This is a genomic window from Photobacterium lutimaris (genome assembly GCF_003025555.1).
Lineage (GTDB): Bacteria > Pseudomonadota > Gammaproteobacteria > Enterobacterales > Vibrionaceae > Photobacterium > Photobacterium lutimaris.
In genome coordinates this window covers 262,210-282,227 of sequence record NZ_PYMH01000006.1, presented here as the reverse complement: position 1 = coordinate 282,227, position 20,018 = coordinate 262,210, and the positions used below count along the sequence as shown (strand labels likewise).

General features: G+C 47.8%; 19 protein-coding genes. 4 read left to right on the top strand and 15 right to left on the bottom strand.

All coding sequences use genetic code 11. The annotated features are described in order from the left end of the window. Positions 1-6: 6 nt before the first annotated feature. Positions 7-318, top strand: coding sequence for a hypothetical protein (locus tag C9I99_RS14510; protein ID WP_107349596.1), 312 nt, complete (start codon positions 7-9; stop codon positions 316-318). Between the two features lie 70 nt (positions 319-388). Here the strand turns inward: C9I99_RS14510 and ygjK are convergent, their stop codons facing one another. Next, entirely contained in the window at positions 389-2,962 is a 2,574-nt protein-coding gene (ygjK, locus tag C9I99_RS14505) for an alpha-glucosidase (RefSeq protein WP_107349595.1), read from the bottom strand. Positions 2,963-3,624: 662 nt separating this feature from the next. After that, entirely contained in the window at positions 3,625-4,392 is a 768-nt protein-coding gene (udp, locus tag C9I99_RS14500; RefSeq protein ID WP_107349594.1) for a uridine phosphorylase, read from the bottom strand. 399 nt (positions 4,393-4,791) lie between these two features. On the opposite strand from udp, the gene C9I99_RS14495 reads away from it, so the two are divergent. Then, positions 4,792-5,415 (top strand): LysE family translocator, encoded by a 624-nt coding sequence (locus tag C9I99_RS14495; protein WP_107349593.1) that lies wholly within the window; start codon positions 4,792-4,794, stop codon positions 5,413-5,415. A 6-nt stretch (positions 5,416-5,421) separates the two neighbouring features. On the opposite strand, the gene C9I99_RS14490 is transcribed toward C9I99_RS14495, so the two are convergent. Together C9I99_RS14490 and C9I99_RS14485 are read right to left on the bottom strand one after the other, a co-directional pair. After that, positions 5,422-6,189, bottom strand: coding sequence for a GNAT family N-acetyltransferase (locus C9I99_RS14490; RefSeq protein WP_338069663.1), 768 nt, complete (start codon positions 6,187-6,189; stop codon positions 5,422-5,424). A gap of 61 nt (positions 6,190-6,250) precedes the next feature. After that, positions 6,251-6,694 (bottom strand): CopD family protein, encoded by a 444-nt coding sequence (locus C9I99_RS14485; protein ID WP_107349592.1) that lies wholly within the window; start codon positions 6,692-6,694, stop codon positions 6,251-6,253. A gap of 107 nt (positions 6,695-6,801) precedes the next feature. On the opposite strand from C9I99_RS14485, the gene C9I99_RS14480 reads away from it, so the two are divergent. Beyond that, complete coding sequence (locus tag C9I99_RS14480) at positions 6,802-6,963, top strand: CCGSCS motif protein (protein ID WP_107349591.1); 162 nt, start codon at positions 6,802-6,804, stop codon at positions 6,961-6,963. A gap of 61 nt (positions 6,964-7,024) precedes the next feature. On the opposite strand, the gene C9I99_RS14475 is transcribed toward C9I99_RS14480, so the two are convergent. The 6 genes from C9I99_RS14475 to C9I99_RS14450 all read right to left on the bottom strand — a co-directional run bounded on the left by C9I99_RS14475 (position 7,025) and on the right by C9I99_RS14450 (position 13,720). Then, entirely contained in the window at positions 7,025-7,285 is a 261-nt protein-coding gene (locus C9I99_RS14475; RefSeq protein WP_107349590.1) for a hypothetical protein, read from the bottom strand. 104 nt (positions 7,286-7,389) lie between these two features. Continuing rightward, a complete protein-coding gene (locus C9I99_RS14470; RefSeq protein WP_243734510.1) occupies positions 7,390-7,548 on the bottom strand; it encodes a hypothetical protein in 159 nt (52 codons plus the stop codon). Positions 7,549-7,594: 46 nt separating this feature from the next. Continuing rightward, the gene (locus tag C9I99_RS14465) at positions 7,595-8,044 is read right to left on the bottom strand and encodes a methyltransferase family protein (protein ID WP_107349589.1); all 450 of its coding nucleotides are present in this window, start codon (positions 8,042-8,044) and stop codon (positions 7,595-7,597) included. Between the two features lie 41 nt (positions 8,045-8,085). Beyond that, positions 8,086-8,778, bottom strand: a complete 693-nt coding sequence (locus C9I99_RS14460; protein WP_107349588.1) for an SDR family oxidoreductase — start codon at positions 8,776-8,778, stop codon at positions 8,086-8,088. A 163-nt stretch (positions 8,779-8,941) separates the two neighbouring features. Beyond that, positions 8,942-9,562, bottom strand: coding sequence for a methyl-accepting chemotaxis protein (locus tag C9I99_RS27705; protein ID WP_425320612.1), 621 nt, complete (start codon positions 9,560-9,562; stop codon positions 8,942-8,944). A 1,719-nt stretch (positions 9,563-11,281) separates the two neighbouring features. Further along, the gene (locus C9I99_RS14450; protein WP_107349586.1) at positions 11,282-13,720 is read right to left on the bottom strand and encodes a zinc/cadmium/mercury/lead-transporting ATPase; all 2,439 of its coding nucleotides are present in this window, start codon (positions 13,718-13,720) and stop codon (positions 11,282-11,284) included. Between the two features lie 196 nt (positions 13,721-13,916). On the opposite strand from C9I99_RS14450, the gene C9I99_RS14445 reads away from it, so the two are divergent. Further along, positions 13,917-14,198: a hypothetical protein gene (locus tag C9I99_RS14445; RefSeq protein WP_107349585.1), complete on the top strand. Its 282-nt coding sequence runs from the start codon at positions 13,917-13,919 to the stop codon at positions 14,196-14,198. A 59-nt stretch (positions 14,199-14,257) separates the two neighbouring features. Here C9I99_RS14445 and C9I99_RS14440 read toward each other — a convergent pair whose 3' ends face one another. The 5 genes from C9I99_RS14440 to C9I99_RS14420 all read right to left on the bottom strand — a co-directional run bounded on the left by C9I99_RS14440 (position 14,258) and on the right by C9I99_RS14420 (position 19,765). After that, a complete protein-coding gene (locus tag C9I99_RS14440) occupies positions 14,258-14,731 on the bottom strand; it encodes a response regulator (RefSeq protein ID WP_107349584.1) in 474 nt (157 codons plus the stop codon). Positions 14,732-14,741: 10 nt separating this feature from the next. Continuing rightward, positions 14,742-16,064, bottom strand: a complete 1,323-nt coding sequence (locus C9I99_RS14435; RefSeq protein WP_107349583.1) for an ATP-binding protein — start codon at positions 16,062-16,064, stop codon at positions 14,742-14,744. Between the two features lie 10 nt (positions 16,065-16,074). Then, positions 16,075-17,490, bottom strand: a complete 1,416-nt coding sequence (locus C9I99_RS14430) for an SLC13 family permease (protein ID WP_107349582.1) — start codon at positions 17,488-17,490, stop codon at positions 16,075-16,077. Between the two features lie 229 nt (positions 17,491-17,719). Continuing rightward, complete coding sequence (locus C9I99_RS14425; protein WP_420849241.1) at positions 17,720-19,141, bottom strand: MATE family efflux transporter; 1,422 nt, start codon at positions 19,139-19,141, stop codon at positions 17,720-17,722. Between the two features lie 207 nt (positions 19,142-19,348). Then, positions 19,349-19,765 carry a CBS domain-containing protein gene (locus C9I99_RS14420; RefSeq protein ID WP_107349580.1) on the bottom strand — a complete coding sequence of 139 codons (417 nt, stop codon included), beginning with the start codon at positions 19,763-19,765 and terminating at the stop codon, positions 19,349-19,351. Between the last annotated feature and the right edge of the window lie 253 nt (positions 19,766-20,018).

The window sequence follows — 20,018 nt, the reverse complement described above, 5'->3', positions numbered from 1 at the left end:
GTTTACATGACATTCAAACAAGCAAGTATCGCAGCACTGATGCTGTCTGCCAGTTCGTTAGCCTTTGCCGATATCCGTATCATAGATACCCAAGCAGGCAGCTGGGTGAAAGTCACAGAAAATGGCAAACCTGCCGCTAACGCAAGGGTCAGTGTTAGCAATCCTGCCAACCGCGGTAAGGTGTATAAAACCAATGAGCACGGCGAAGTATTTATCCCCCTTCATACTCACAATTCAAGTGCACTGACTTATTCAGTGCTGACGGAAGAGTGGAATGAATACACCAGGCTAAGCCTGCATACGGACAGCTTCGATTGATGCCAATCAAGATAAATAAAAAGCCAGCTCGATTGAGCTGGCTTAATGTTAACCATCAAAAGGTTGATGATCAGTTTTTAAAGAATTCACGATATAGCATATACATATGGGCAGCACTCCATGAGAAGTTCGTTGCCCCCTGTACCGCGCCAGTTTCCGGGTTGTAGTTCTCACGAATCGCGCCGTCTTCAGTCATCCCTTCGGCATTGGCGAATAGTTCATTGGCCATATGCACAGCCTCGCTGCCATACCCATATTGCTCCATGGCACGTACACCGAAGTAGAATTGGTCTAGCCATACGCGACCACGCCAGTAGATATCAGCATGATAAGCAGGGTTGGTTTGCGATGCCGTCGGCAGCGAAATCCCCTCGCCGATATACTTTTCAGAGGTATTGAACTCATCTGGATTCATCATGGTTTGCACCACTTTATCGGCCAACTCCTGAGTCGCAGCACCATTGAATAACGGCCCCCAGCCTTCTGGGCCACGTCCACGCTCAACAATTGGCTCACCAGCACAGGCAATACCATTTTTCATCACAGGTACTGGCTTACCAGTTTGGTCCACATTCATGTGAATATCGTAGAAAAATTCAGTATCAGCATCGAACATACAGGTATTGATGTATTGCTTGATATCAGCGGCACCATCCAGGAATTCCTGACCACGCTGTTTGCCGGGAACATTGGCTGACACCAGGGTCGCCATTTGTGCCAAGTACTTGTTGTCAGAATACATGTACGACGCTTGGTCGACTGACTCCTGCAGCATCGAGAAACCAAGCAGTTCATCATTGCTGCCACGGTTTTCGGCAAAGCGGACTTCCCAATCTTTCTTCGCAATTTCGACATCGCCACCGTGTTCGGCATCAGCATAATCTTGAAGTTGCTCTGGCGAAATAAACCCAAAGCGAGCAGCATTATCCATGCCGGATTCCCAACCTGCCGCCTCTTGTGCACCAACGTGGAGCTCATCATAAATGACGTCATCAAGAATGGTATTGTAATTGTCCATTCCTTGAACTTTGTAGCTGTTACCGTCTTGCTCTATTACATCATCTTTAAATCTGATATTGAGATCTTCAGTCGTTGTCACCCACACATACATGTGGCCATCATCGGTATTATGCGCCGGATCCACTGCCGCACCATATTCCGGCACGCCATTGCCGTTATGGTCACGGTTCGTTAGCCACCAGTCATGGTAGGCCACCAGCTTAGGGTACATCTCATCAATCCACGCTTGGGCATCTGCAGGACGGTCGAATTCATGCTTCAGCGCGTTATAAACTTCCATCACCGACCAGGCCGCCAACGATGGTTTGGTGTTGCGCTCATTCCAGTTCTCAGAGCCCGCACCATCACGGCTTTCCGGTAAGGTATAGGTCACCACATCGAGCAAATAACCTTTATCCTGCGGTCTGATCGGATCGTCTTCCTGAACTTGGTATTCGAAAACTGTACGGATATTGTCCATCGCGACATCAGGGTTAAAGTGCGCCATGGCATAAGCTTGTTTCCACGTATCCCAAGGCCACGTCAGGTTACCGGAGAACCAACGAGCCGTTACCGATGGTGTGACCGTTGCTTGATGAACATCCCCGGCAGCTGATCGCCAGTTACCGTTCAAGGTCATAATGGCTTTTACGCCTACCCGTGCTTGCGCATCCGTGGCTTGGTCGTTCACCATGCCAGAAGACAAGTAACCTGCCCAACGCTCATCCGCCGCAATCATATAAGGCTGAGGGTTAGCGAGGATATCCGAAATTTTGGCTTTTTCTTTGCTGACTTCGTTGCTGTTATGCAAATGGGAATAAGTAGTGTAAATGCTGGCTGTGCCCTTTGCTGCTAGGGGCTGTTGCGCGACCGAGGCGAAGGAAATCTCATTAGGCATCACATGTGTTTGAGTACTGACAGAACGGGCAATGCGGAACTCGCTGTCATCGTCATTACGGATTGCCCAATTGCCTTTCATGTCACCAAAGGTGATGGTTAAGCCGTTATCTGTCGTGTGGATCTGACGGTTGTAGTCTGGGTACATCTGATCAACCGTTTGTGTTTCATAACCTTCGGTCGAGCGAGCTTTTTGCAACAGCTCACCATCCCACAACAGCTGCAGATCCATTTCTTGCGCTGTTAGGTTGGTCAATGTGGTTTCAACTAACGAGGTACGATCGGTGACAAACCGCAGCACCATTTGCACTTCAAGCTTGTCAGTCTTGAGGATCTGTACCAGCGCACCCGGTGTGCTATACACTTTGGCGTCCGCAGAAGATAAGTCAATGACCTCACCGCTGATGGTGTCTGTAATATGAAGTTTGTCGAAAGACTGACCTGACATGAAGTGAGCATATTCTTGAGTCACTTGCATGATACCGCCAAACGAGCCATAGCCTTGTTCATCGGCTGGCAACAAATGACCATGCCAAGCACCGTTGTCGACAAACGCGTTAAACTTCAAGTTACTGTATTGATCATAATCACGCAGGTATTCAGGTGAGCCACTGCGGTCAATCACATCAACGAAATCACTGGTTGGTAACCCTGCTACCTTTTCGGTCGTACTATTGCTGCTATTACACCCTGCCAATGCGAAGACAGAGCCCATCAACACGGCTAAACACGTTTTACGAAAAATCATTAAAAAATCCCCTAATGCCACCCGCCGCCGTGATCTGTTTGATTCTTGTGTTGGCTGACAGGCGCTATTTATTATTAAGACATAACAAGCTTGTTTATTTTCAACGGGGATAATAAAGAGTAAAAGTTTAAGTAAAACAGATCGCCGTCACAGGAAAATTTTTCAGTAAAATAATTAATCGAATCACGTTGAATAGCCATTCGTAATTCATTGAAAAACAATTCACAAACTCGTAAAAACTCGGGATCTGCATCACAGTTAAAATTTTACTAACTTTTCATTTTTTGAAAGCAAATCACTGTTAGCAATACAGTTTATTTGTTACTTAAATAAATGGATACTTAGGAAGGAATGTCGGCAAAGCTGGACTCAACATCACACAATACTGCTTGCTCGTTTTCATAAATAGTCGAAGCACCCTTTATTCGGGTAACAACCTCAACAACACTTCATTGCAAATGTAACTTGAACCTTGCTTATGTAACAGCGAAAGGCACAAGTCCAGCATTCAACATGAGCAAAATACAGACTGTATATTTATGCAGTCATCAATAGATGACAATCTGCACATCAGTCCTCGCCCTCCCGTAAAAAGGACATAAAAAAAAGCCAGCTCGATTGAGCTGGCTTCTCTATGATATTCGATTGAGTAATTTATACCATTACTCAGCAAGCATGCGGCGAGCAGCTTCAACTACAACCTTGATTGAGCGCGCTTCTGTTTCTTTCAACGTCGCGTGATCTGGTGTTTCTTTCTGAGTACGGTTGATAATAACGCCAGCAACACAACCCGCACGTAGACCAGAACTTGCACACATCGTTAGCAAGGTTGCTGATTCCATTTCGAAGTTCAGCACGCCCATTTCCTGCCACTCTTTCATTGAGCCTTGGAAACGACGAACAACGCGACCAGAGAATGTGTCGTAACGTTCTTGACCTGGGTAGAAAGTATCGCTTGATGCGGTCACGCCAGTGTGAACTTTAGCGCCATCGGCAACACACGCCGCTTTCATTGCAGTTGCTACATCGAAGTCAGCAACTGCAGGGAATTCCATTGGTGCAAAGTGCAGACTCGCGCCATCTAAGCGAACAGAGCCTGTAGATACGATCATATCACCTACGTTGATATGTGGCTGGATTGCACCAGTCGTACCGACACGAAGGAAAGTTCTAACACCTAGCTGTGCCAATTCTTCAACAGCGATAGACGTTGATGGACCACCGATACCAGTAGAACAAACAACAACAGATTTGCCATCCAGCTTCGCGCGGTACACCGTGTATTCACGAGAGCTTGCAAGAAACTCAGGGTTGTCCATTAGGTTAGCGATTTTTTCCACACGAGCAGGGTCACCTGGAATAATCGCTAGCTCTGCACCGTTAAGATCCGCTTTGTTTACACCCAAATGGAATACTGCGTTGTCAGACATAATCATATCCTTTCTATTCTATCGTTGCCGCCTGATAGGGAGTTTGAGGCCAGCGGCTGGTTAGTTTTGTTTATACCTAAATGATTTCAACAAGCCGTTTTTAACCGCTTAATCAATATATTGAAGTCACTTGGGTATAAACACATACTCATGAGAGAGTTCGTAAAGCACTTAGTTACGATAGCCGATAAAAAAAAGCTTTTGAGTGATCACAATCACACTAAAGGAAATTGCACCAATTTCACGTTGCACAAATAGGTGACTCAGATCACCAAAAAACGTTTGCTCGTGCGGTTTATCACACTATTTTTTCTTACTGAGTTATCCGATAATACCCGCTTATTTTCCTATTTCACCACACTGCCCCGTCAGTATAGTTAACTGCAAGGACGTTAATTAATGATCGACTTCGCCATATTGGCTGTTTTTATCCCTACTTTCTTTTTCGTCTCTGTGACACCAGGCATGTGCATGACCTTATCCATGACACTTGGCATGACTATAGGGGTTCGCAGGAGCTTGCCAATGATGTGGGGAGAGCTTATAGGAGTGGCGCTGGTTTCTATTGCTTCGGTGATTGGTGTTGCTGCCATTATGCTCAACTATCCTGCTGTGTTCTTATTCCTGAAATATGTCGGTGGCGGCTATCTATTCTGGCTGGGTATTCAGATGTGGTGCTCTCGGGGGAAATTGGCTATTCCAGATAACCTCGATAATGAGGTAGATACTTCACCAATCGGATTGGCTATTCAGGGCTTTGTTACTGCTATCGCTAATCCGAAAGGCTGGGCGTTTATGATTTCGTTACTGCCCCCTTTCATCAATACCGATAACGCCTTAGTACCGCAGCTATCGGTACTGATCACTATTATTTTGATCACTGAGTTCAGCTGCCTGCTACTCTATGCCAGTGGTGGCCGAACCTTGCGCCGGTTCCTACAACAACGCGGCAATGTACAGATGCTAAATCGTATTGCTGGCTCACTGATGATGGGCGTCGGGATCTGGTTGGCGGCAGGGTAACCCCGTTTAGGGCTGGAAAATGTAAGGCGTGGTTTTGGAAATAAGCACAAAGCCATGCTTTTCAACAATAGGTCGGCTCATCTCCGATGCATCGATAATGAGGTATTGTTTGCCTCGTGCCTTTGCTTCATTGATACGCTTATTGAGCAATAGCGAATAATGTCCTCTTCCTCTATATGCTGCTACGGTACTACCGCCCCAAATCCCAGCAAAAGGGCTATTGCCATTGAATACAATCCAAGCGGAAGTCACCGGCTTGCCGTTGTCATATACCACGTAGATTGATATATCATCGGGCGATTGGGTTTTCATGTTCAACAGGTGGGTATATTGCCAGTCATAGCTTCCGCCCCATACCTGCTCCTGCACGCTGACAGCATCCCTGATCCCTTTGGCGTCAAAGACCTCAACAAACAGGCTTTCATCAATCTTATTTTCAGATACCGTTGAGAGGTCTAATGCCATAAATGACTCGGTTTCTTGTTCTATAAAGCCACTTTGTATCAATAGCTCACCGATATTATGCGGTGAATCGGTACAATAGGTTTTCCACTCGAACGATTGGCCGTGTTCAATAAAATAAGCCTTCTCCCGCTCAATGACAGGTTTTGCATTTTCTTCTGTCACAGAGAAAAAGGAGACATAGCTGCCCTCAGGATTATCTGCGACAAATTTAACGATGTCGTCAGTCGCAATCACCGTACCGTCTATCGGCTTTATGATTTTTCTTTCATGCTCGTTATAAGCATGCATTACATCCATTGTATTCATCATGTCCTAACCTTAACTAACCCACTGAAATTATGTATTTCTATCTACCCTTCGTATTTGCTTATCATGCCAACCATCCAACACGGAAGGAGACACCGACCAGTACAAACAATACCGAGATCACTGTCACGGGAATAATATGCCAAGCCATATCCCATAAGTTAGCAGGGGACAGTTTTGGGATCACCCTGAACCTTGCATCCAGCGCAAAGAGTACGGTCGCTGCCAGCAAGAGTAACTTAGCCATGATTCCATGGGCTAGTGGAATACTGGTATCAAACCACAGCGTGATATCTGGCAACATGCGATAAGCCAGCATTAACCCCGTTACAACCTGAACGATTAACGCAGGCATACCGATTTTTTCATATACCTGCTCAAAATCCGTTAATTGCTGTGGGTTACGATTTTTTAACACCGACGGAAGGATCACCAGCGAAAGCACAATATGCCCACCAGTCCAAATAGTTGCAGAAATAATGTGTAATGAAAGTAACAAGCCAAACATGCTTTATCCCCAAATGATCATTGACAGTCATGATAAACCCATCATAACATGCATCCAAAATACAACTTAGTAAAGTTATCACCCAACAGCATCAGGAGAGAAGTCGAATGGCTATTTCATTTACCAAGATTTTTAAGAAAGACAACGAGAAAGCTGAAGATAAAAAACTTGTTGAACAACCTGCTTCAAGTGAAGCTCAGCAGGCTGAAGAGACTAAAACAGCGAAGAAGCACGGTGAACCCGGTTTTTGTTGCGGCTCTTGCTCGTAACCTTGCAATGTGAACAGGGGGTATTTCCTGCGATGCTCACATCAACAAAATGATACTCTGTTCACTTATCGGTTTTTCGTTTAAAGCCTGAATATAGCGCCGTCGCCTTGATTTTAGCGCCATCCTGGTAGGCGCTGAAAACATCGGTACTGTTATACCCGGAAAGATACAACCAACCGTGTATCAGTGACGTAAAAAAGGAAATAACAATAATAAAAATCGGAAGTATACCCAGCATATCTATCTGAAAAATCACCAAGCCGATAAGAAAAAACAGGCCTGAAATAATGGCAATCGATTTATTTCTGGAAGATGCTTTCATCTATGTTCACCTCAATTTAAATATACAATAGAAGCGTACACTTTTCCTTTTACACAGTTTAAGACGTCGTCAACAATTACCGCTAAAAAGCGTTCGGCTATTGTTTACCAGTATGACATCGCGATTTCCTGCTCACCTTCAGTAACGGCAATAAAATCCAAGCAACCGTATTTTTCGAAGGCCAATTCGCGCATTACAGCAACCATTTCGGCGTACTGGGAGTCCTGATTACCGGTTTTCGCCCTGAAAATAACTGCAAACATTCACATCTCATTGGATGTAAGTGTCTGTAAATCAATGTATATCCCGCTAAATCCAGCGCCGAACCTTCTGACAATACTGGCGATACTCTGTACCGAACAAATCTGCAAGCAAGCGCTCCTCCGGTAATATCTGAAATTTGGTCAGGTAACTGACAAACCCCAACACCACCAGCACAGCTAAAATAGCGGAGTCTACGATCAGCCCGATACCGAGTAGCGCAACAGACATAGCTAGGTACATCGGGTTTCTTGAGTAACCAAACACACCTGATGTCACCAAAGTATTCACATTATCAAAGCTGTAGGGGTTAACTGTCGTTTTGGCACGCTTGAACGTCATGGTGGCTAACAAAGCTATCGTCAATGCTGCAGCTACGAGTATGCTGCCAGCTAAGAAGCCTTCATTATCCAACCTGATCGGATACTCTGCCGGCAATAAAATGACCGCAGCGAAAATATTGAACAGCAATAAAGGGGGGACCTTTAACTCGAGCATGGCACTCTCCTTTTCCAATCATGAAATAACTTGGGTATATATTATATTTTGTGCCCTTTAGGCAACAACATGACTTTAGGCACCCTAACGTGACTAGGCTTTTCTAGCACGTCAATAATAGCATCTGCAATATCTTCGGGTTGAAGGGTATCAGATATATTGAGCAAATGTTTTGGGTGGACTTCCCATTCTGCATGCAAATTTGTCTGTACCAGGCCAGGCTCTATACAGGTAATTTGGACATTAGTACCCGCCAGTTCCATCCGCAAAGATTCAGCCAATGCCTCAAGGGCAAAATTACAGCCGGCATAAGCTCCGGAGTTTTCTCTGGTCTTGGTACCCAGCACACTGGAAGTAATGAATATATGGCCCTTGTTTTTCTCTTTAAAGTACTTAGCAAACGTATAGATAAGACGGAAACTGGACTCGACTTTCAATCGCGTCATTTCACAGACTTTATCTATATTTATGGTTTCAATCGGGCCAGACTCTATCACTCCCGCATTGACGAAAAGCAGATCGACATTGCCGTACTCAGCCATTGTTTGCTGAAATAACCGCTCCACCGCATCATCTTCAAGCAGATCGCAATTAACAGGGAGTAACTCTGGCCTTGCAAGATAGCTTTGACGGGCAGTTCGACCTGCCGCTACCACACACTCACCTCGCGCCAGCAGTCTGTGGGTAATTGCCTTGCCAATCCCGCTTGTTGCTCCTGTTACCACTGCGATCATGAATCCCTCTTTACAGTCACAATATCCACACTTTTAAAGCTAAGATAATTTCATCTGATTATAAGTCGGGCTATGAATATGCTAAAAGGTTTCGCGTCACTTCACAGTTTCCGGCAATAAGCCTTAAAAAAGGCACCCGTAGGTGCCTATTGTTCACTGTTATCTAGCTTGCCGAAGAGACTTCAAACCGATCAACGAGCTGGTGCAATCGAATAATCGAGTTTTTTACCAAGGTTGTTCGGCGCGTTAATTGCTGTGAGGACAGTTCCAGCGATGACATACTGCTCTGTGCTTTTTCTGCTGTGTCGTTGTGACGCTCACTGGTAGAGGCAATGACATTAATGGTTTGGAACATGGATTCCACCGCTTGCTGTAGCTTGTCACTGCGCTGGCTTGAGTCCAATATCATCGAGCTTTGCTCGACATTTTGCACGCCCTGCTCCATATAGCTGACCGCCGTTTTGGATTGGCCACGCAATTTACTTACCGTTTCACCAATATGGTTGGCTGCGGTTGATGTTTTGGTGGCAAGGTTTCTCACTTCATCAGCCACCACAGAGAACCCACGACCATGTTCGCCGGCTCTAGCCGCTTCGATAGCCGCATTCAAAGCCAACAAATTAGTTTGCTCGGTAATTTCAGAAATAAGCCGAACAACCCCTTCAATATGTTTCATCTCGTCGTTAATTTCATTCACGCTATTTGCGGATGCTTTAACGATATCTTTGATCTCTTGAGTATTGCTTACCGCTTGCTGATACTCTTCCTGTGCGGAATCGACCATATTTTGCATCAATTCTTGTAACTGCTGCGCTGATTGCTCTGCTTTATGGATTTCAGCTTGCTGATGGCGGGTCAATGTTAACAATGAATCAATAGAACCTGAGGTTTGAACGGTACAATCATCCACCACACTACAGCGGCGCAGCATTGAATTACTCACCTGTTCAACTTCACTGGAGGCAAAGATAATGCCGCCGACCACTCCCTCGAGGTTATCAATGAAGCTGTTGATCCATCGACCTAAATCACCCGTCTCGTCGGGATGAAATTGCAGGCTATCAAGCCTGCGCTTTAGATCCCCATCACCTTCCGCAATGGTTTTTATCACCCCTGTCATTTGCTCAAGCTGCCTTACCATAGGCATTGCGACCATATACTTGAACACGCCGTAGCCAATCAGCAGTGACATGACCATCATCAGGCCGAGAGCTGGGATCCCCAATGACATAAAGTGCGCGAGAAACAAAGGAGGCACAACGGTAAACAGCCAAATCAGTAAGTACTTATTACTCAATTTCTTGGCAAGGGAACGGTGACGGTAGACCTCTTCGAGATCGGCCTCGCACATCATCCCCCAGCGATCGGGAGAGCCACGAAGCTGGAATGTCACCCCTTTCCCTATCACCGGAATATGGCGATAGTCGGAATAACCTGGATATTCCACATACAGGTTTGCGCCCTTGGCAATTGTCTCCCTGACGCCTGGATGCAGCTTCTTGGTCGCCGGGTCGGTGAATACAATTTCAAACTCGGTATGTTTATCTATCTTGACCGCCCCCCAATCAGTCCCAATACCTGATTTCAGGTTCTCGCCATGAGAAAACGTACTGTCTTCAAAACGGGAACGAGAAAGGGCAATGCCCGGCTGAATTGACGGTTCGAACTTCGAATCAACCATGAAGATGTAGTTATCACCCGACTCACTATAGATATGCCCCGCTTCTCGCTGGATCAAATCTCCCAGCACGTCATTCGGAACGCGGCCACACAGGCAACCGATGAAAGTGCCAGACACTTCTATCGGCTGATAGAACATCAATGTGACTTCATCGTGGAAACTTGAACTTGAAGGGCCCGGATCCAACGTTTGCTTATCGATATAAGGCCCATGCAGAAATTGCTTTTCACGCCCTTGGGCCAAGGCGTCTTGTTGGCGATGAACTTGACCTGCATGAGAGGGAAAACTGCTTGCCGTGATCATGCCGTCGGCATTAACAATAAATAGTTCTGAAAAGTCATTATTTCGTTTTAGCAATTGTGCCAAAACACTAGGCTGCTCTTGTGTTGGTTTTGTCGCGAGGTAGAACATCGCATCTTGTAGGAAGTCCCACTGTGTTTCTGTCCAAGTATGGAGCAGCCTTACCCGCGTATTCGAAATACTGTCGAATGTATCTTCAAGGTAAGTGATCTTATCTCGGTTTAGCCAGCACGCTTTGCGCATCGCCAGCTTACCATTAGGGCCAAAGATTGGGAGCCAGTTCTTTTCTTGCTGTGAGAGCTGCATTGTATCCATCCATAAACATCATCCTATTGTTTTAAATGCAAAAAAAATACCAAACTCAACAGTTTGGTATTTTATGGTTTGATAGTGGATGATAGGGACAACACACTGAAATAAATGATAAAAAACTTATCACAACCACTCACAATCCAAATTGGTGCATCACATAGGGCTGATGCACCAATTTGGAGCTAATCGACTTAGACAAGCAAAGCGAGTCTATTCTTTATACTTGAACTTAAGCAGACGCAGTGCATTCAAGGTAACCAAGGCCGTTGCCCCACTGTCGGCCAGCACGGCAACCCAAAGCCCCGTCATGCCCAGCAAGGTGGTGACCAAGAAAACCCCTTTCAATCCCAGCGCCAGGAACACATTCTGCTTAATATTCGCCAGGGTTGCTTTCGACAGGGCGATCATCATTGGCAGCTCTGCGACACGGTTATGGGTCAACGCCGCATCGGCAGTTTCCAACGCCACGTCTGTCCCTCCGCCCATCGCAATACCAATCGAGGCCGTTTTCATTGCCGGTGCATCGTTGATACCGTCACCGACCATGGCGACATTGCTACGCTGGTTGGCCAACTCGACATGCTGTACCTTGTCTTCCGGAAGCAAACCCGCTTCGAACGCAATCCCAATTTCGCCAGCAATTGCGGCCGCAGCTCGCGGGTTATCACCGGTCAGCATCACAGAGTGAATCCCCATCTCCTTGAGCTTCTGTACCGCTTTGGCACTGTCTGCACGCAAGTTATCACGCCAAGCAATGAGCCCTACCGGTTGCAAGTTCCGAAGAGCAACGACTAAGGTTTTCCCCTCACCTTCAAGCGCAAAGGCTTGTTCAGCTTGTTGAACCGACAACGTCACATTTTCAGGTAGACGATCTGCCGCCAACAGCATCAGGATATCGCCATCAGTATTGCCCTGAATACCTCGGCCCGGTAACGCTTGGCGCTCTTGCGCTTCTTCGACCTGCAAGCCACGATCTTTGGCGGCATTGACCACAGCCTGTGCCAGTGGGTGGGCGGAGCCCATCTCTACCGCCGCTGACTGTCGAAGCAAGCGCGCTTCATCGTCATCCCAGCTGACAATATCTGTCATCACAGGTTTACCTTCGGTTAGGGTGCCGGTTTTATCAAAAGCAACGGTTTCAATTCTGCCCAGTTGCTCAAGTGCAGCCCCACCTTTAATCAGGGCACCACGACGTGTTGCCGCTGCCAAACCTGATGTAATTGCCGCCGGAATCGAAATCACCAACGCACATGGACAGGCAATCAAGAGTAACGTTAGGCCTTTGTACAGCCATTCATCCCAGTTTTGCCCGAATAACATCGGTGGCACAACAACCACCAAAGCAGCCAACACGATCATCGCTGGGGTATACCAGCGGCTAAACCGATCAACAAAGCGCTCAAGCGGTGCCTTGCGCGATTCCGCATCCTCAATCAGGTGTAAAATACGATCGATGGCATTCTCGCCTTGCGCTGAAGTAATACGCAGGCGTACCACTTTATCCGCCACCAATGCCCCCGCCATTACCTGCTCACCAGGCAAACGTTCTACCGGTACGGACTCACCGGTTAACGCACTTTCATCAAAACTCGCCGCCGCATCCAATAGCTCGACATCAGCGGGCAAACGGCCGCCCGGTGCCACTTCGATAATATCACCCTGCTGGAGCTCACTGGCCGACACTTGCTCTTTGCTCCCATCAGGCAAAATACGACTGGCTTTTTCCGGCACCAAAGCCATCAGCGACTTCACCCCACTGCGCGCTTTTGCTGAGGCATAGCCTTCAAGCTGCTCACCGATGAGGAACAACAGCAGTACCATGGCGGCTTCTGCCGTTTCACCCAAATACAGAGCACCAATGGCAGCCACGCTCATTAGGGTCTCGATGGAAAATGGTGACCCACTTTTTGCCAGCCTGATGGCCTTGCGAGCGATGGGCAGTAGCCCTACTAAGGTGGTCGCCGTAAATGCAGCTAACCCCATGGTTTCAGACTGCCGACTGATCAAAAATGAGATCAGCATCATCGCCGCAATCATCACTACAGGCAGATTATCCTTCAAGAAGCTTGCGGGTTTGTCTTGTTCTGATGCGCCACCTACACTGAAGAGAACAAAGCCTGTTTCACGGCTTTTCGCCACAACGTCATCAGATATCGTGGCAGATTGACAATTAACGACTAGCTTTTCAGTGGCAAACATCACTTTCGCGGAAGCAACACCATCAAGGCCGTTAATGGCCTTCTCTAATTTTTTGGCGCAACTTGGACAGTCCATACCGCCGATTTTCCAACTTAAGGTTGTACGGTGAGGGGCTGGAGAAACATCGTCGTTCGGAGTATCACAGCTCTGACTCTCTTCGCTCGCTGTACTGCAACAGCCACTAGAACGACAGCATGACGATTCGGCCGCTGCCTCTGCGGGAGTGATTTTATTAACTGAAGACCCAAGGGAGGCACCGGAAGCAGGGTCGTCATCGCCCGGCGATAATTCCGATTCTTGCGAGATTGATGTCGTTTGGCTTGTTTGGCAGCTGCTTGATGTGCAGCACGAATCGGGGCTGCTGTTTTCAACCACAACCGAAGGCTGACCTACACCGGCCGCTTTCACTGAATGAACATGTAACTTCTTATTATTGCATTGGGCACACATGGCCTTCTCCTTGTCTTTGTTATCTATGGTTTGCTCACCATGTCTATAACTATAAACCTTGGAGCTAAGTCTAAGGTCAAGAGACAACGCTCAGAAAATGGTTTCCAGGCACAGATTAAACCATCAATCGGCTATAGACATATCACCGTTATTTTTTATACCCTCCCCCCCTGTTTTCCCTATCCCCTGCACGACTATGGCCAAAAAACCCGATCGCCGCACGGCAATGCTTCAGATCATCGAACAAGTTAAGTTCGAGCTGCCACTTTATGACTCTGATACGTTCATCTGTGGCCCTGATAACAGCTGTATCGGTTGCCCAAAAAAATTGATGGAAATGTTGGAATCGGAGGTATCTTACTGGGAGTGCGCATTAGAACGAGGCGATTCGCCAGATTTCGACGATATTTCACGCTTTGGCAAAATGTGCCGGAACATCAAGCGCGGTTTGGTTAGAAACAATATTGTGGCGGCCTAGAAGGCTGTTTCAGATACAAAAAAAGCAGGCGATGCCTGCTTTTTGTTTCAATAACGTCCTTAGCTCAAACGCCTGAACACTACGCCATTATCAAGGATCTCCATCCATGGCTGATAATCTATCCCCATATCAAAGATATACTCGGTGATAAGGCTACGTGCTGTCGTCAACAAGCTATCAGCTTTCCACGGTTTTTCGAAATAGCTTTCGATACGGGCACGGTTAATCGCTACGATGGTGTCTTGATGTGTGGCCTGACCGGTCAGTAAGACTTTTTTGGTCTTGTGAAAACGGGCATCCTGCGAGATCTCTGTCAATAGCTCAACCCCAGTTTTACCTGGCATCACATGATCTGAGATCACTAGCGCAATGAACTCGCCTTCGGCATCCAACTCATCCATCAATTCAAGCGCTTCATCCGCCGACTCACAATCTTCGACATGAAAGAAGTCATTCAGTGGTGACAAATCTTTCAATACAGCGCTGAGTACTTCCCTCTGATCATCAACGCAGATGATATTTAGTTTTTCCATAACCATTCCCTTACGCGATTGGCAGTTTGATACGAAATTTTGTTTTTCCTGGGTCACTCTTCAGTGCAATGGTACCGCCATAACTGTTGACGATCCGTTGTACTATCGATAAGCCCAGCCCTAATCCGAATGACAACCCACCTTTTTTAGTTGTGAAGTTGGGTTGAAATACTTTGCGCCGTGTCGTTTCATCGATCATCGGCCCATTGTTGCTGATGGTGATCAACAAGCGATTTTTTGAATGCCGCGTAATGATCTCGATCTGCGGTTCGGCGGTATGCTCCATGGCATCACACGCATTCTTGATAATATTGACCCATACCTGCACCAGCTCAGTGGTACTGGCGGTAATGGTCGGCAGCACTGCCGGGCGCAATACCACATTGACCCGCCTTAAGTTGCTTTGCAGCAAAGCCAGTGACTTGTGGATGGTATCGTTAACATCAACCTCAGGCTGGCGTGCATTGTCTGTCCCGCCGAGCTGCTTCACCGAACGGACAATACTGGCAGCATGTTTCGAGGCCAACCGCATATCATGCAGATCCCGGCCGATATCCCAATATTGCAAAGCCTCATCGAGATTATCAAGCCAGTAAGCAGGCACCTCGCCCTCTGGCACCGCGCGGGCAAGCTGTCTGGCCTGCTCCCTTTCGAGACCAAGATCTTGCTGTAGCTGCTTGGCGCGTTTGCGGGCCTGAGCCGAGGTCGCGGCCTGACCCTCGCAAATACCGAGATCAAGAAACGGACTCACTTCCGGTTTGTTCTCTTCCAAAAAGCGGCAAATTCCCTGCTGCAGCCCTTCAGTTTTACTGCTCAAGACCCCGACCGCATTATTGAGCTCGTGAGCAATACCGGCAGCGAGCTGACCCAAGGTCGTCATCTGCTCGGCCGCATAAAGCTTTTGCAATGCTTTCTCTTTTTCGATCGCCTGCAATCCAGTCATCATCTGCCGCTGGGCCAATTCATGAACCATAACCGGCATAAACTGCTCAGCCAGAGAGCCGAACGTTTCCGGTTCAACTGCCTGGGTTTTGAGATCAATCCACGCGATTTCGCTGTCTTTTTCCGCGACCACCGTGGTCGAGGCCATCAATGTTTGGGCGAAGAAGCTATGAACACCAAAGAACATCCCTTGCTCGACCCTGAATACTTTCGCCGTCACATCAGCGTCGTTCTTGAGGTAACCGGACAACTCGCCTTTCTTCACCCAATACAGTTTATCGTTGTACCCATCTTGTACCAGTACCTGTGTCCCAGACTTGATCGCATCGGTCCGAGCTGGGTCACAGAAGTACACATCGATGATCCGCTGCATGGCTTTTGGTTGATGCATGGTGGCTCTCTTAAATATGGTCAATCAGGTGCAAAAGCCAGATCATGGCAAAGCTGAGCACCACACCGACAACCCCGATGATCACCCCGACACGGGCCATCTGGCTACTTTGCACATGGCCGGTTGCATGAGCAAGGGCATTGGGTGGAGTACTGATAGGCAGAGACATACCCAACGAAGCAGCAAACGTTACCACCAGAATCAAGGTAATTTCGCCACCCAACGGAACCAACGACACCATAGACGTACCCAACGCGGCCATAATTGGCATTAACAAGTTCGCCGTCGCGGTATGAGACATAAAGTTGGCCATTACCAGGCATAGCAACGCCGCTCCGCCCAGCACGATGTATGGCGAGAAACTATCGAACGGAATACTGTGCACCATTAGCCTAGCCAGCCCGGTTTGATCCAAAGCCAACCCAAGTGCAATACCCCCCGACACCAACCAAAGTACATCCCAAGATATCTTTTTGAGATCTTCTTTGTTGATAATGCCGGTCAGTGAGAACACAGCAACGGGGATCAGGGCAACCGTATAAGAATTCATGCCGTGGGACGAGCCCATTAACCAAAGAATGATTGTCAGGGCGAAAGTGACATAGACGGTGATCGCTTTCGGCGTCATCAAGAATTTACCCTTGATGGTCAACTCAATTTTTTCCTGCTTGGCAGGGTAAAGCGCATTGATCAGCACCCATGCAAAAACCAGCATCACTGCCACAAACGGTACCCCGAAGAACATCCACTCACCGAAAGTGATCAGGTTGTCGCCGGTCAGATATTTCAGTGCGATGGCATTCGGCGGAGTACCGATAGGGGTACCGATACCGCCAATGTTTGCTGCCACCGGAATACACAGAGCAAACGCAATTTTGCCTGGGTCCTTAGCGCCAAATAATGCAATAACTGGAGCCAGAATCGACAGCATCATTGCCGTCGTCGCCGTGTTCGACATGAACATGGAGAAAATCGCGGTGATCAACATCAAGCCGAACATAACGTATTTAGGCTGGGTACCAAAAGGCTTCAGCAGCACACGTGCCAAGTTGACATCAAGGCGGAATTTGGTTGCTGCCATGGCAAGAAAGAATCCCCCCAGGAACAGCATGATGATAGGACTGGCAAAGGTCGCCATAATATCGCTATAGCTTAGCAACTCACCAAAATGCGGCTGCCCTTCTGCCGAGCGGAACAGGTACAGCCCTTTATCGGAGAGCAGCATGAGTTCCAAAACGATGATAACGACGGAAGTTGCATAAATCGGTATCGGCTCCAACACCCAGCACAGGGCCGCCAGCAAAAAGATCGCGATGACACGCTGCTGGACGACGGTTAAGCCTTCAACAGGAAATGCTGATGCCGGCAGCATCAGGATGATGAGTGGGATAAGAACGGGTATGATCACCCTAAGATATTGACGCATGTTTAGATTATTCCCTTAAAAACACAAAATCTGGCGTCTGTCGCTGCCATTAAAGCAAGTCCATGGGTAGATAAAGCAGCAGAGACAGAATCACCGGTAACGCTTTCGCTACCAGTAAAAATATAGGATGGGTAATTGTGCGTCTAAAAGTGGGAAGTTTCACCGAAACAGATCAATAAACCAGTGAAATACAAACCTTTTTAAGGATTGACATTCACCAAAACCAACATCAACTCTTCGTTTCTGCCGCAAGCGTCTCTTCAATCACCTCTTCACGCCCCATGTAAGTCCGTGACGAGCAAAACGGAGTCAATGGCACACTTGGCTCGAGGATTTCTGGCTCTTCCCGTTTTTGTTCATGTTCAGCGGCCATTTTCCTGACCTGAATGACTACCAATATGCCGCTGATAATACCAAACACAATGGTGCCGGCGGCCTGACCGATCAAGACCCCCTCAGCGCCTCCAAGCTTACCTCCCAGCCAGACAAAAGGAATTGTCCCCAAGGTTGCCTTACCCATATTGAGTACTGTCGACCATGTCGGCCGATTGAGGTTATTGAAAGCCGCATTGGCGACAAACATGGCGCCGTTGAAAATGAAGGTAATCGCAATAAAGCTGCAAAATACCGACAGTATGCTGGCAGCGTCACCCTGCAAACTGAATGCGGCTATCAACCAATCTTGCGAAGACCACAGAATGATGGATACCAACACGCAGTAACCACTGACAAACAACAGAGCATCTGACAGTGAACGCAAAATACGATCCCAGCGCTCGGCACCAAAATTTTGGCCGATGATCGGGCCTATTGCGCCAGAGAGCGAAAAGACCAACGCAAAGCTCACCGGCATAATGCGTCCAATCACAGCGTACCCAGCGACAAAACTCTCGCCAAACTGAGCGATATTGCTGGTCACAATGGCATTACCTATCGGCGTCGCGGTATTGGTCAGGATCGCCGGTAAGGCAATCGCCGAGATCGGTAACAAAGAGGAAAAAAACGCAGAAAACGTGGGGCGGGAAATCAAGTCATGATGGACAATAATGGCGTGGAGGGAGAATAGCATCACCGCCAAGCGGGCAAATACTGATGCTATCGCCGCCCCTTCGACGCCCATCGAGAAACCAAAGATAAGCAAGGGGTCAAGCACGGCATTCACGCCGCCGCCAATTAATGTGGCGTACATCGACCGGCGGGCATCACCAATACCACGCAGCGCTGCGCCGGCCGACATGGAAATGGCGATCATCGGCGCGCTTGGCAGGAGAATGGTCAAATAATCCGTGGCAACGTCTGCCACCTTGCCCTGTGCCCCTATCATCGCTAGCAAAGCTTGAAGATTGGACAGCATACCGTAGACAAGGGCAGCACTGACCATGACGGCAAATATCATTACGTTGACCGTAACCAGGCGGGCTTTATCCCGTTGATTGGCCCCCAAGGCTCGGGATACCAAGGCGCCCATGGCAATAGAGGTGCCGATTGAAGCTGAGGTCGAGAAAAATATCAACGTGCCGGCAAAACCAATCGCTGCAGCTAACTCAACCTCGCCCAAGAGGCTGATAAAGAACATATCAAGCAAGTCGACCAAAAACAGTGCCATCAAGCCAACGGCACCGGTCCCAGACATCACTACGATATGTTTCATTGGGGTACCGGTAACGAACTTGGCCGCTTGCGGTTGTGGTTTGTGATCTTCTGTGGAGGAGCGAGGCGGCTTGGGCACTGGCTTTCCTTGCGCGTTATCAGGGATACCCCAACGATAGGCCATTAAGAAAGGCGCACATGGCGCCTTTCATTGAGTGGGCTGACAGCCCTCTGAACCCTGCATCTTGAGGTAACTTGGGTATAGCGATTAAACGGGGTGTTTAAAACAATCAACAATTTGGTTGCTGATCGCGGTCAATACATCGCGACGGGTAATAACCCCCGCCAAGCGGCCATTATCCACCACCGGATAGATTTTTGGCTTTTGCCCAGCCATCGTATCAGCCAGTTCAATAATCGAATCTTCAGGTGATACCGTCAACACTTCAGAACGCATACATTCTTCAACCGTATGGGTGTCCTGACAGTAATAGCCCACTTTAAGCAGTTTATGAATCATGTCCTGCTCGGACAAAAAGCCAACCACTTTGCGGGATTCATCAATAACCGGCCCACCGATCTGCTTGGATGAAAGTAACTTGTCCAAAGCCTTAGAAAGAGACATCTTTGGCTCGAATGTCACCGGACGTACATTCATATAATCCTTAACCTTCAACGATTCCATACATCCCCCTAATTCAGGCTAGTCCGGCAATCCACGACTCTGCTGACTGACCAGACCATCAATTTTTAGATTGGCCTCCCGCGCCGGGAGCACCTCCTTTTGATCTAAGTGTCGTCTATTTCCTTGAAATTACTAAATTGAAATAAGCAATTTTATCAATAGACAGAACCTATCATTACCCCAAACCGTATTGATACCGCCGTGCGCTGGGCACATAGAGCAAAAAAAAACCGCCGTAGGAAACGGCGGTTTT